Genomic DNA, 12,674 nt, shown 5'->3' on the forward strand with positions numbered 1-12,674 from the left:
CTTCGGTATTGCCCGAAATGACGAACCTTGACAAGTGAATGTGTCTGGCCTCACCTAGCCAAGCGACATTTCGGCTTTTGCCGAATTAAATCCTGGGAGACCAACCTTGGCCGAAACATCCGTTATATGCGAAGTTGACTTTGACGCGAGCGGCAAACAAGCAGGCTTCCTGCGCGTCCCGCATTCAGTGCATCGGTCTGCCTATGGCTGGATTCCCGTTCCGATTACCTGCATCAGAAACGGTGATGGCCCGACACTTGTGATCATGGCCGGAAACCATGGTGACGAATATGAGGGACAGATCGCAGTCTCGAACCTTGCGCGTTCGCTGGAAGCAGCGGACATTCGTGGACGTCTGATCTTGTTGCCAATGGTGAATGCCCCCGCCGCCGAGGCGGGTTTGCGCAGCTCACCGATTGACGATGGCAATCTCAACCGCTTGTTTCCCGGCAACCCCAGCGGCACCCCGACTGAAATGATCGCCCATTACGTCGAAGAGGTCCTGATGCCTCTCGCGGACTATTCGGTGGACTTGCATTCTGGCGGCAGCTCACTTTTCTACCCGCCAACTCTGCTGCGTGGACAAGGGCATAGCCCTGAAGAGGCCAAAGCGCTGATCGGCCTGCAAGAGGCGTTTGATCTGCCTTATACATGGGTCTTTACCAGCGGTGGCGGACGCAACAGCACTGCGCGTACGGCCATGGGGGCGGCGAACCGCAAGGGCATTATCAACGTGATGGCAGAACTCGGTGGCGGTGGCGAGGTCACGCCGGAAATCCTGCACCGTACCGAACGGGGGCTGCGCCGCGTTCTCCACAGTTTGGGTATGTTGCCGGGCTATGTACCTGATGTAGCCCTCGGCACCCGCGAGTTGAACGCCAAAGGGTCGGTCTATGCCTATGCGTCAGGGCTGTTTGAGCCGCTCAGATCCATCGGAGACGACGTTACGGGCGGGGAAACTGTCGGCCTTGTTCATCACCCTGAAACACCGGAGTCCGAGCCGACTGAGATCATATCCCCCTATGAAGGGATCGTGTTATGCAGACGCGCGATGGCGCAGGTTGTGCGCGGTGATGCAGTGTTTCAAATCGCGTCAGATGCTGCACCGAAAGCCAGCAAGACATGAGCCTGCACCCTGTCACGCTTGACGACATTCGGGAGGCACAAACCGCGCTGGCGAATGTTGTCGTTCGAACACCCCTGCTTGAGAACGCAGATGTGAACGCCATGTTGGCCGGGCGCGTTTTGCTCAAGGCAGAGAATTTCCAGCGCACAGGCGCCTTCAAAATACGTGGCGCTTATTATCGGATATTGAATCTGACACCTGATGAACGGGCTTGCGGGGTGGTGAGCTATTCGTCGGGAAACCACGCACTTGGTCTGGCGCAAGCGGCGGCCATGCTGGGCACTTCTGCCGTTATCGTCATGCCCTCTGATGTGCCTGCGGCCAAGATGGCAGCGACACGCGATCTGGGTGCACAGATTGTCACCTTTGATCGTGATACGGAAAACAGCACCGATGTGGTCGCCGGGATCATTCGGGAAACGGGCCGCATAGAAGTCCCGCCAAGCGCCCATGGTCAGGTCCTTGCCGGGGCTGGTACTGTGGCGTTGGAATTGCTGGAGGACGCTCCGGTTTTGGACGCTGTCCTGATCCCCTGTGGTGGGGGTGGTTTGACGGCCTCGACGGCTGTTGTCATGGCGCAGGGCGCACCGAAAACGCAGGTTTATGCGGCGGAACCTGACCTGTTTGATGATACGCGCCGGTCTTTGATCTCCGGCAAGCGCATCGGCAATCCCGTGGGCCTGCGCACCATCTGCGACGCGATCATGACGCCGATCCCCAATGACGTGACCTTCCCGATCAACCTTGATTTACTCGCCGGCGGAGTGACTGCCAGCGACAAGGATGTCCGCACAGCGATGCGCTTTGCCTTTGACCATTTCAAGATTGTCACCGAACCGGGTGCGGTTGTTGGCCTTGCGGCGATCCTCAACGGACAGGTCGAGATCAAGAGCAAAACCGTGGCTACAGTCATTACCGGAGGCAATATCGACGCCGCGCGATTTGCATCACTCATAGGAGACAGCGATGACACTTGAACGACGACTTGTGGCGGAATGGTTGGGGACGTTTTCGCTTTTGGCTACCGTCATTGGTTCGGGCATCATGGCGGAGCGCTTGGCGGATGGAAACGTCGCGGTCGCACTGCTCGGCAATACAATTCCGACCGGTGCGATCCTTGTGGTGCTGATCACCATTTTCGGCCCCATTTCGGGCGCGCATTTCAATCCAGCGGTGACGCTCAGTTTTGCATTGCGAGGCGAGATCGAAAGGCGCGACGCTCTGCTTTACGCGGGTGCGCAGGTGTTTGGCGGGGTCATCGGCGTGCTGGCCGCGCATGTGATGTTCGAACATCCGCTGATCGACCCTTCCACCACCACACGAAGCGGCATCGGTCAGTGGGCGGGAGAGTTTGTCGCAACCTTTGGTCTGGTGGGCACGATCCTTGCCTGTATCAAGGCACGCCCGTCTGCGGTGCCGATGGCTGTCGGCCTCTATATCACCGCCGCCTATTGGTTCACCTCTTCCACATCCTTTGCAAACCCCGCCGTTACGATTGCACGCGGGTTTTCGGACACTTTTGCCGGGATTGCGCCCGTCGATGTGGCGGCCTTTGTTGCCGTTCAGTTGGTCGCAGCGGTATTGGCGACATGGTTCTTTGGCTGGCTTCTACGCGAGGCAAAGGATGACTGAGGAATTCGATTTTGATCAGGTCATCAACCGGCGTGACGTGCCCGCGCTGAAGGTCCACCGCATGGTGCTGGGCGAAGACGGTATGGATCTGTTTCCAGCCGGTGTCGCAGATATGGACTTCCGCGCACCGCAGCCCGTTCTGGACGCGATGGCGCAGCGTTTGGCCCATGGAGTCTTTGGCTATGAGACTGTGCCGGATGGCCTGATGCCTGCATTCACTGGATGGATGAAGCACAGACATGGTTGGGACATTGATCCCGACCACATTCTGCGCGCACCGAACGTGCTGAACAGCCTGTCAATGGCACTGAACCTCTATACCGAGCCAGGCGACGGTATCATCATCGAGCCGCCCGTGTTCTTTGACTTCGCTGATATCATTGTCGAGAACGGACGCCAGTTGGTTGAAAATCCGTTGGTCGTGCTGGGTGGCCGCTATCAAATGGACTTTGAGGGTCTAGAGGTCTGCGCTGCCGATCCCCGTACCAAAATGATGTTCCTATGCAATCCGCATAATCCGGTGGGACGGGTGTGGACCAAGGCGGAGCTTGCGCAAGTGGGCGCCATTTGCAGAAAGCATGGTGTGCTTGTCGTATCCGATGAAATCCACGGCGATATCACCTTTGCAGGTCACACCTACACGCCATTTGCCACTGTCTCTAAGGAAGATGCACAGAATTCCATCACCTGCCTGTCACCCGCCAAAAGCTTCAACATAGCGGCCTGCTGCGGCGCTTTCACGGTGGTGCCTTATGAGACGCGTAGGGAGGCCTTCAAAGCCGAGAACAGCCGACTGACGGTGAACAAGAACAACGCCTTTGCCAGCGTGGCGATGGGTGCAGCATACCAACACGGGGGCGCGTGGCTGGACGCTGCACTCGGCTACATCGAGGAAAATCTTTCCTTGGTGCGCGATCGCCTTGAAGTCATGCCGCACGTTTCCTTGATCGAACCCGAAGGCACGTTCCTTGTGTGGCTGGACTTTCGCGACATGGGATTGGCGCAAGACGCGCTCACGCAATTTCTGCGCACCAAAGCCGGATGGGCCATCACCCGCGGTATATCCTTTGGCACCAGCGGCGAAGGGTTCGGGCGTTTGAACATTGCATGCCCCCGCGCACAGCTTGTACGCGCGTTGGGCAAACTGGAACACGCGCTATCAACACACCGAGGCATGACAAAATGACCGACACACCCAACATCGAAGATGACCACTTTCGCCAGATCGACAGCGCGCGCCTTTTTTGCCCGGACACCGCAGATCATCCGCCCCGCATCTTGCTGCTCTATGGATCATTGCGCAAACGATCCTTCAGCCGTTTGATGAGCGAAGAAGCGGCCCGCGTTTTGGTGCGTTTCGGGGCAGAAACCAAAACCTTCAACCCCAGCGGTTTGCCTTTGCATGATGACACCGTTGCAGACCACCACAAAGTTCAGGAACTACGCGACTTAGTGGCATGGAGCGAAGGCATGGTCTGGTGTTCGCCAGAACAACACGGTGCCATGACTGGCATCATGAAGTCTCAAATCGACTGGATCCCGCTCTCGCTTGGAGCTGTCCGGCCCACCCAAGGCAAGACGTTGGCAGTGATGCAGGTCAACGGTGGCTCGCAAAGCTTCAATGCCGTCAATCAACTGCGTATACTTGGCCGCTGGATGCGGCTTTTGACCATTCCCAACCAGTCTTCCACGCCCAAGGCCTTTCTGGAGTTTGACGACAATGACCGGATGAAGCCGTCGCCGAACTACGACCGGATGGTCGATGTCATGGAAGAACTGGTCAAATTCACACTCCTGACCCGAGGGCGTGCTGAATTTCTTGTTGAACGGTATAGCGAGCGTAAAGAAACAGGTGAGGCCTTGATCAATCGCGTGAACCAGACGGCACTCTGATCCCTTCGCAGAAAGGCCCCCCGCACCGTTCGGGCCAACCATTCATGAGCGCGCAGCATCAAACACTTCGGGCTCTTAAATGAGGATTGCATGCGGTGCAGGTGCGGGCCAATCCAGATGCGAACCGTGGAGTTATACGCCTCGGGTCTGGCTTTAAACTTGGCGCTGCGCAGATGCCTGGGGTTGCTATTTTGCGGCGTCGATGATGCTTTGATGGATCGTCACTCTGCTTGTGTCGTCAGCAGGTGGGCTTTGATCCGCTGGTAACCGTACCCGATGTGCGTGCGTTGAATATATCCGATGGCAGCGGTATCACGGCGCTCTAGTGCCGTATTGATATCGTTCAGTTCCGCCACCAACGCCAGCGCCATTTCTGCCCCGCGTTGATTGCTGGTGCGATACCAGGTGCTGGCCGCCTGACAGTAGGTCTGCCACCAGAATGATTTGAGCGTACCATTTCCGATCAGGCTGGTGATAAGCACGTGCAAGGCGTGATTGATCTCGATGTATCGCCGTGGATCAAAGGTATCCTGCAGCGCTTTTGCCTGCCTCAGCAATGTCTGCCCGGTATCGCAATCGGTCTCGGTGATGGCGCGGGGTGACATTGTTCCGATGAGCGCTGCGAGCTCCAGCCGCATGTCATAGACATGGCGGATTTTCGTGGCTGAGAGTGCGACCACGACCGTACCCACACCATTCCGGGTTTCCACCAGGCCCAGGTGACTGATCCTGCTAATCGCATCGCGTACAGGGGTGCGGCTCACGCCAAATTCAGCGGCCAGCTCAGCTTCTTTCAATTGATCGCCGGGGATGTAATCCAGAAAGCAGATCCGTTGCACAATCTCGGTTTGAATGGTTTCGACTGTACTCATGGTATCTGTATTGTGGCGTTTTTGGATTTGGGCACATAAACCTCTGACTGCTCAAGGTGCATACATCAATATGATAATTTGGGCAGTATTGCCGCATCTCAGAGCGATTGACTCCTTAGGTGTATACAGCATACGGATAAAACATAAAGAGATGCTCGCCGATTAAGGACCCACACATGCTCGAAGAAGCCAAAATACGCACCCTCGCTCTTCAGGCCAGAATGAAAGATCTGGGCATCCAGCGCGCCGTTTTCACGGACGAAAGCTCCATCGCGTATCTCGCAGGTTTCTGGGGCTATCTGGGTATCGAATTTGGCCGTCCCTCCATGCTGGTGGTGCATGCCCAAGAGGCTCCGGTCGTGATCACACCGTTGATGGAATCTGAGATGGTCGGGGCCATGACATGGGTCGAAGATGTGCGCACTTGGGAAGACATGGGCCAACGCACATGGGGCCGCGCCCTTGCCAGTGCTTTGGGCGAACGGCCAGATGAAATCTGGGTCGAACGCAGCAGTATCCCCGCAATTGTGCGCAACCATCTGGACGAAACCTACCCGGATGTGCCGATCAAAGACATTTCACCGGTGCTGGGTGCCCTGCGGATGATCAAAACCCCTTTTGAAATTCAGGTGATGAAAGAAGCGGGGCAGATCGCTGGTGCGATGATGAAGGCAGCACATGGTAGTCTGAAGGAAGGTGCGCAGGAATACGAAAGCGCGCTGGCGGTGATTGAAGCGGGGTCGCGCAAGGCGGCGACATTTCTGACGGACAAAGGCTGGGACAGGTTCGTTTCGCCGATGATTCACAACCTGCAGATCCTGCAAAGCGGCAAGGATACTTCGATGGTACATCGCCGTGCTTCGGTGCGTCAGTATCAGCGCGCAGACCCGGTCTATTTCTGCTTCTGCAACATGGCGCAATTCAAACAATACAAGCTGGGCTTTGACCGGATGTTCCATATTGGCGAGGTGCGTGACGACGCCGCGCGGGTGCAAGAGGCGGCTATTGATGCTCAACAAGCTGCGATCGCCGCCATTCGACCCGGCATAGAAGCGCAGGAAGTTGCCGCCGCTGCCAACGCAGTTTATGCTGAACGCGGGTACAAGACCGGCTATCGCACCGGGCGTTCAATTGGTGTGGCCTATCTTGAAGCACCAGAGCTCAAGAAGGGCGACACTACCACTCTTCAACCGGGTATGACGTTTGCGGTTGATGGGGGTATCTCGATCGATGGTGTGACCGCCGGGCGGATTGGCGATTCCGTTGTCGTGACTGAAACGGGATATGAGTATATCACCAACTATCCACGGACATTGCTGGTCACGGACAGTTAGAAATGGGTCACACGTTCCGCCTTTCTGTGGCGCAACCGCCTGCCGAGATGGCCACGACACAAGAGCGGTTGAATTGGCTATCCGAACAGTTGCCCGCTGTTGCTGCGGCGCATTCTGATCTTCTGGTGTTGCCCGAGCTTTTTGCCACGGGATATAACATCGGCGATCAAGTCGTGGCGCGTGCCGAACCGGCTGATGGTCCCATTGCGCAAGCTGTTGCGGCGCTTGCAAGTGCCCACGGCGTCGCCATTCACTACGGCTTCGCGGAAATCGACGGGGATAAAATCTACAACACGGCACAATGCATAGGGCCGGATGGCACGCGTCTTGGCCGCCACCGTAAATTGGCCATTCCGCCGGGATTTGAACGCGATCATTTCACACCGGGTCAAGGGTGCGGGCTCTTCACTTACCGCAATGTGCGGATCGCGACACTGATTTGCTATGACGCCGAATTTCCGGAAACTGCGCGGCACGTGGCCTCTATGGGAGCGGAGCTCGTTTTGGTTCCCACCGCGCTTGGTGCCCAGTGGGAGTGGGTCGCGCAACGCATGATCCCAACCCGAGCGTATGAAAACGGGGTTTACCTGGCTTACGCCAACAGTGCTGGCCTCGAACACGGTATGACGTTTTTGGGTCAAAGCGTTATCGCGACCCCAGACGGGCAGGAAATCGCGCGCGCAAGCGCGGGGCCCGTGATCCTCCATGCTACATTGCAACTAGACAAAGTTTCAGCCGCCCAAGCACGGCTTCCTTATCTAAAGGATCGCGAACTACTAAGTGCGAGCATTCTTTAGCGCGTTCCGAACGGCAGTTTCCTACGTAGTCTGCCAGTTTAATCTCCTCGCCGCGCAAAGATAGTGCGCGTTTAGAACCTGATGGCGGAATTCTATGGCCGCCCTGATGAAGTTCTCTGCGCTGAAAAACGAATGCTACCGCAACCGTGAAGAAATACAGCGTCAGAGCAGATTGAAAACCCTCAAGTCGAGTCCGTCCGGCAACTTGATCCTTTCCATTGCCCGGCAGTTGATTGCGTAGCAATCAATGAGAGGGACATTGTTCCAGAATGGTTTGGTCACGCCCGAAGTAGACATCAGCGGGCGTGATGTTGTTAAGGGTCTCGTGGTAGCGCTGGTGATTGCAGTGCTCGACGAGAGCCTCGATCTGAGCTTCGAGATCACCCGGTAGGAAGTAGTATTCCAAGAAGACCCGGTTCTTGAGAGTTTATTGCAAACGCTCGACATTACCTTGTATTTGAGGAGGATACGGCCCTTGTCCCGCAGCTATTCAGCGAGGTCGCCAGAGACAGAGCTGGACCCGTTGTCCACTGCCCGGCTGTTGATACGCGGTATCAATGAGAAGGGCTCAGCAGGCACGGCTTGCGGATGTCATGCACCAGATCTCAGCCGGTTGCCTGCAAGGCCAGATCAAGGGTGCCCGGCAATAGATACCTCATTCCTGACTGCCCCATCGCCCGGCAGTTGATTGCAAAGCACTCAATGAGAGGGGCCCGCCAGACTTTTTTGAGCAACCGAAGTTCAAGCGTTTGCTCTGCCGCAACTTCCTTCAGGTCACTTGTTTCATGAGGCATTTCTTTGACTTCGTCAGTCATTGCAGCACGGGCCGTGTCGCCAGCCAGCCACTTCTTACCGGCCTCCATAAAGCCCTTGGACCACGTGTAATAGATGCCCTGCGATATCCCCTCTGCCCTCTCATCAAAACGGCGTTTCGACTGCCGGGCAGTGGGACGGCACAACTCCGCAATGCTGTCCTCACCGCGCAGGCCATCCCGCACGATCCTGATCTTCTCCTCAGAAGAATAGTGCATGCGGGTTGTCCGCTTGAGGTCCTTAACCATCTTCTCGCCAAGGCTCTTCGTTGTCTTTCTCATCCCCCACTCCTCGGTGATCAGGTGACATCAGGCGATGCGACATCCCGGCGATTGCACCAAACGCCACATGGCCGCTGTGGCGCGCGCTCGGGTGCATCTTTGGCACAGCGTCCATCATCTTCGACGTTCAAAATCTGTCAGATGGTTTGAGATGACTTGGCGCGGCGTGCTCAGGCCGAATGCCCATTGCGGGTAATCAAGGCATGGCGCGCTATCGTCGCCTTGCTAATGAACAACGTCTTGTGCAGCAGGCATGTCCAAGCGATTGAAAGCCCTTTCCTCGATCGCCATGAGCAGGTCGGTGATGCGATTGGCGTAAGCTTCGAAAACAACTGCACGAAACTCTTTGCACGCCGTCATCATGTCATCAAATGCGTGGCGTTGAACAAGGATCGCTTCAATCTCCGTTTCGGCAATGCCTTCGGCCGCGACGTCCGAAAATGCCAAAAGGCAGGCCATGGTCAGAGCACAGCTTTCACCCGAGCAGATGCGGTACAAAACGATCTCTCCGCCGGTGTCGGAAAACCGTCGCACCCGCACAACACCTGAAACAAGCAGCAAAAGGTTTTCAGCCGGTTTCCCGGGGCCGAATACCTGTGTATCCTTGGCGATGGAAATTCTTTGGGACCGTTTCTCCAGAAGATCAGAAACAACAGGCGACAGGTTGGATAAATCCGGGCAGCCGTGCCTCCATATCGATTGTTCTAACATCGGTCGCCATCCCTTTTTTTGTCAGGCTAGCGCTGCCCGCTACGCGACGCGTTGATTTTTATCAACACGTGAAGCGCATGGTTTTGACAAAAGGGAGATCTGAGAAAGGATGATACAGATGGGAAAACTTCTATGACAGGCGTCGTTTTTTATTCTCTCTCGGGGCATTCGCGGCGGTTGGCGCAACGTTTGAGCGATGCGGTGCATGGCAAGCTTATGGAACTGGACGCCCCGCCGTATCAAAACAGGTTTTTTGGATATGCCCGCGCAGGCTATGACAGTCTGATGCAGCGCGATATGCGTGGTGCGCATCAATTTCCATCTGTTGCCGAATATGACCGCGTTATCCTGTGCGGTCCGGTGTGGACGTCCTATCCAGCCGTTCCACTGCGCAGTTTTTTGCGGTCGCACCCTCAGGTCCCGAAATTGACAGGATTAATCCTGACGTGTGGGAATGATTCATCTGGGCAGAAGGCTCTAAGAGTTGCCGAAACCGATCTGGGCCGGCCTTTTCACGCCGCACAATGCCTGACCAATTCCGTCGAGGGTACCGAGGCGGAGGACCAGGTGATCGCGGCGTTTTTGACCGCGATGCGAGACACTGAAGTCAAGTCACAATTGAATTGAGAGCATTCAGTCGGTTCGTGTGCCGATGGAGGATAACAAGTTTCTAATGGAGGAAGTATTGGCCGTCACGGGATGCAAAACCGACAGGAGAACCCCGGTCGCTGCGACAGAGCCGACCCGATCTGACGTCATGCTGACAGGTATCGGCGCGGCGGATCAGCGCGATTTGTCCAAGTACCTCTTGTCCAGATCCTCTGTCTGGCTGTGGCCTTGGGGCGCGACCATTGCTGAACACAGATGGCGTTCCCAAGGGCGAGAAGGCCGACCGGTCCAGAACGTGTCGATAGCCGCTGCCAAAAGGCCCATACAAGCCCATGAAAAACAGTGCTGCGATCGGTGTGTGGTGGCGATTGGGGACTCCGAAACGCTGAAGGGCCTGCGCACCGGTGATGACAAAATCGCAGGTTCAGGTACCGCCGCCGATGTGACCGCTCCCTTGGTGCAGAGGATTTTACAATGACGCGGTCACAGCCACAGGCAAAGGGCTTGGATACACAATGGCATGCCGCCATCGCACAGTTGACCGGTGGCATTTCACCAACCGCCGTCGCGACGGCCTATCTCGATTGGTCGTTGCATTTGCTAGGGTCTCCGCAAAAGCAGTCTGAACTCGTGCAGACTGCTTTAAATGAAGCTTTTGCTCCGCAAGTACGTCATGACCCGCGATTTCAAGCCCCTGCCTGGTCAGCCTATCCTTACAATGTTCTGGCCCAAAACTTTTTGGCGGCGCAGAACTGGTGGGACATTGCCACCAAGGACATGCCGGGAGTGGACCCCAAGCATGCCCAGATCGTCAGTTTCGCAGCCCGCCAGTGGCTGGACATGTTCTGCCCGGCAAACTTTGCCGTGACCAACCCTTTGGTGCAGGATCGCACACAAAAAGAGCAAGGCCAGAACCTCGTCCGGGGAACGCGGTACTGGATTGACGATTTTAACCGGCTGTTGACAAAGCAGCCCCGCAGATCCGAAAGGTTCACGGTCGGTAAAGAGCTGGCAACCACCGCAGGTGATGTCGTTCTGCGCAATGAACTGGTGGAGCTTATCCGTTACCATCCGACAACCGCCAGAGTGCGCCCCGAACCCATACTGATCGTACCCGCCTGGATCATGAAGTATTACATTCTGGATCTGACCGCGGAACGGTCACTGGTCGCTTACCTGCGCGATCAGGGGTTTGAAGTCTTTATCCTGTCCTGGAAAAACCCCGGCGCTGAGGACGCGAACCTGACCATGCAGGATTACGTCGATCTGGGCGTCCGTGCAGCGATCAGCAAGATACAATCGATGGGACACGTCCGTCTGCATGCGGCGGGCTATTGCCTTGGTGGGACGCTGCTCGCAATTGTAGCGGCGGCCATGGCGCGAGATGGCGATGCCTGTTTGGCAAGTGTCAGCCTGCTTGCGGCACAAGTTGATTTCTCGGAACCCGGTGAACTCAGTCTCTTTATTAACGAAAGCCAGGTGGCATTTCTTGAAGATATCATGGCGACTAACGGGTATCTGAAATCCGATCAGATGGCAGGTGCGTTTCAGTCGCTGCGGTCCAATGATCTAATCTGGAGCCGCGTCATACGCCATTATCTGCTGGGTGAACGCACGCATGATAATCCGCTTCTGGCATGGAACGCGGACGCCACGCGGATGCCGGCACAGATGCACAGCGAATATTTGCGCCGCCTGTTCCTCAAGAACGACCTGGCGAAAGGTCGGTTTCAGGTTGACGGTTCAGCCATAGCTCTGAGTGACATCAGGAGTGATATCTATTGCGTCGCAACCGAAACCGATCACGTATCCCCCTGGAATTCGGTTTTCCGCCTGTCGTTGCTTACAGACACAGACGTTACGTTCATACTTACAAACGGCGGGCACAACGGCGGTATCCTGTCAGAGCCGGGCCACAAAGACCGGCACTTTCGCTGCGCGCATAAAAAAGAGGGGGATGCACATATCACGGCAGCCGATTGGTTTGATCTTCATGATCCGAAACCGGGCTCCTGGTGGCCGAACTGGTCAGCCTGGCTCAAGAAAAGGAGCGGGCATCCGCAGAATGCCCGCCCATCACTCGTTACGTCACTGGCCGCAGCGCCGGGACGCTACGTATTGGAATAACTCTATTTGGCTTTTTCCACGGCTGGCGCGGCAAAAGCTTCTGTGCCGATCTTGAGCAATTTTCCAGTTTCCTCCTGATACTGATCCATTGCTTTTTGGATGAACGCCGCTTGAATGCTCTGCATGTCTCCCACATTCTTGCAGTGCAGAATTTCATGTTGCGTCTTCACATCTTCCTTGATGCGTTCCGCGAGGAAACCTGCGACTTCCGCACCCATGTCGCTGATCGCCTCCAGCCAGACGGTGCTCATATTCATCATGTTTCCCAAACCCGCCTCTTGCAGGTGGGTAAGTGTATTCAGCATTTCGCGGCTTTCTGGGCCGTTTGTTCCTTGTTTTTCTGGGGTCTTGGCCATTTCCAGTCCTCCGGTTTTGCGCAATTGCATGACCAGTTTATAGAGGTCCGGTTGCGCCGAGTTGATATTGCTCAATGCGCGATGCTGTTTGCATCAGATACCAGCATCATTGAGATCAATGTG

General features: G+C 56.0%; 14 protein-coding genes and 2 pseudogenes. 11 read left to right on the top strand and 5 right to left on the bottom strand.

Annotated features, from left to right (window positions below; translation table 11 throughout):
• The first annotated feature begins 106 nt into the window (after positions 1–106).
• Genes R8G34_13255 through arsH form a run of 5 tightly spaced genes read left to right on the top strand, consistent with a single transcriptional unit; the run spans position 107 to position 4,651 of the window.
• Complete coding sequence (locus R8G34_13255; protein ID MDW3223833.1) at positions 107–1,126, top strand: succinylglutamate desuccinylase/aspartoacylase family protein; 1,020 nt, start codon at positions 107–109, stop codon at positions 1,124–1,126.
• Complete coding sequence (locus R8G34_13260) at positions 1,123–2,103, top strand: threonine/serine dehydratase (GenBank protein ID MDW3223834.1); 981 nt, start codon at positions 1,123–1,125, stop codon at positions 2,101–2,103. Before R8G34_13255 ends, R8G34_13260 begins: the two co-directional genes overlap by 4 nt.
• On the top strand, positions 2,093–2,758 hold the full coding sequence (locus R8G34_13265) for an MIP/aquaporin family protein (GenBank protein ID MDW3223835.1): 666 nt from the start codon (positions 2,093–2,095) through the stop codon (positions 2,756–2,758). Before R8G34_13260 ends, R8G34_13265 begins: the two co-directional genes overlap by 11 nt.
• Complete coding sequence (locus R8G34_13270) at positions 2,751–3,944, top strand: MalY/PatB family protein (protein MDW3223836.1); 1,194 nt, start codon at positions 2,751–2,753, stop codon at positions 3,942–3,944. The genes R8G34_13265 and R8G34_13270 overlap by 8 nt, the downstream gene beginning before the upstream one ends.
• Complete coding sequence (arsH, locus tag R8G34_13275; GenBank protein MDW3223837.1) at positions 3,941–4,651, top strand: arsenical resistance protein ArsH; 711 nt, start codon at positions 3,941–3,943, stop codon at positions 4,649–4,651. Before R8G34_13270 ends, arsH begins: the two co-directional genes overlap by 4 nt.
• Before the next feature lie 221 nt (positions 4,652–4,872).
• Here the strand turns inward: arsH and R8G34_13280 are convergent, their stop codons facing one another.
• The gene (locus R8G34_13280) at positions 4,873–5,523 is read right to left on the bottom strand and encodes a GntR family transcriptional regulator (GenBank protein ID MDW3223838.1); all 651 of its coding nucleotides are present in this window, start codon (positions 5,521–5,523) and stop codon (positions 4,873–4,875) included.
• 176 nt (positions 5,524–5,699) lie between these two features.
• On the opposite strand from R8G34_13280, the gene R8G34_13285 reads away from it, so the two are divergent.
• From R8G34_13285 to R8G34_13295, 3 genes are all read left to right on the top strand, one after another.
• Complete coding sequence (locus R8G34_13285) at positions 5,700–6,857, top strand: Xaa-Pro peptidase family protein (GenBank protein ID MDW3223839.1); 1,158 nt, start codon at positions 5,700–5,702, stop codon at positions 6,855–6,857.
• 2 nt (positions 6,858–6,859) lie between these two features.
• The gene (locus R8G34_13290; protein ID MDW3223840.1) at positions 6,860–7,654 is read left to right on the top strand and encodes a carbon-nitrogen hydrolase family protein; all 795 of its coding nucleotides are present in this window, start codon (positions 6,860–6,862) and stop codon (positions 7,652–7,654) included.
• A 94-nt stretch (positions 7,655–7,748) separates the two neighbouring features.
• Complete coding sequence (locus R8G34_13295) at positions 7,749–7,895, top strand: hypothetical protein (protein ID MDW3223841.1); 147 nt, start codon at positions 7,749–7,751, stop codon at positions 7,893–7,895.
• Between the two features lie 24 nt (positions 7,896–7,919).
• On the opposite strand, the pseudogene R8G34_13300 reads toward R8G34_13295, so the two are convergent.
• The 3 genes and pseudogenes from R8G34_13300 to R8G34_13310 all read right to left on the bottom strand — a co-directional run bounded on the left by R8G34_13300 (position 7,920) and on the right by R8G34_13310 (position 9,459).
• A pseudogene (locus R8G34_13300) lies at positions 7,920–8,206 on the bottom strand (integrase core domain-containing protein).
• A gap of 170 nt (positions 8,207–8,376) precedes the next feature.
• Positions 8,377–8,748 (bottom strand): annotated as a pseudogene (locus R8G34_13305) (hypothetical protein).
• A gap of 225 nt (positions 8,749–8,973) precedes the next feature.
• Positions 8,974–9,459: a cyclic nucleotide-binding domain-containing protein gene (locus R8G34_13310; GenBank protein ID MDW3223842.1), complete on the bottom strand. Its 486-nt coding sequence runs from the start codon at positions 9,457–9,459 to the stop codon at positions 8,974–8,976.
• A gap of 132 nt (positions 9,460–9,591) precedes the next feature.
• On the opposite strand from R8G34_13310, the gene R8G34_13315 reads away from it, so the two are divergent.
• The 3 genes from R8G34_13315 to R8G34_13325 are packed head-to-tail and all read left to right on the top strand — an operon-like array spanning position 9,592 to position 12,195.
• On the top strand, positions 9,592–10,086 hold the full coding sequence (locus R8G34_13315; protein ID MDW3223843.1) for a hypothetical protein: 495 nt from the start codon (positions 9,592–9,594) through the stop codon (positions 10,084–10,086).
• Positions 10,087–10,111: 25 nt separating this feature from the next.
• On the top strand, positions 10,112–10,546 hold the full coding sequence (locus R8G34_13320) for a hypothetical protein (protein MDW3223844.1): 435 nt from the start codon (positions 10,112–10,114) through the stop codon (positions 10,544–10,546).
• Complete coding sequence (locus tag R8G34_13325) at positions 10,543–12,195, top strand: alpha/beta fold hydrolase (GenBank protein ID MDW3223845.1); 1,653 nt, start codon at positions 10,543–10,545, stop codon at positions 12,193–12,195. The genes R8G34_13320 and R8G34_13325 overlap by 4 nt, the downstream gene beginning before the upstream one ends.
• A gap of 2 nt (positions 12,196–12,197) precedes the next feature.
• Here the strand turns inward: R8G34_13325 and R8G34_13330 are convergent, their stop codons facing one another.
• On the bottom strand, positions 12,198–12,626 hold the full coding sequence (locus tag R8G34_13330; protein ID MDW3223846.1) for a phasin family protein: 429 nt from the start codon (positions 12,624–12,626) through the stop codon (positions 12,198–12,200).
• Positions 12,627–12,674: the final 48 nt, after the last annotated feature.

Source organism: Paracoccaceae bacterium (genome assembly GCA_033344815.1).
In the GTDB taxonomy this organism is placed as follows: domain Bacteria; phylum Pseudomonadota; class Alphaproteobacteria; order Rhodobacterales; family Rhodobacteraceae; genus Roseobacter.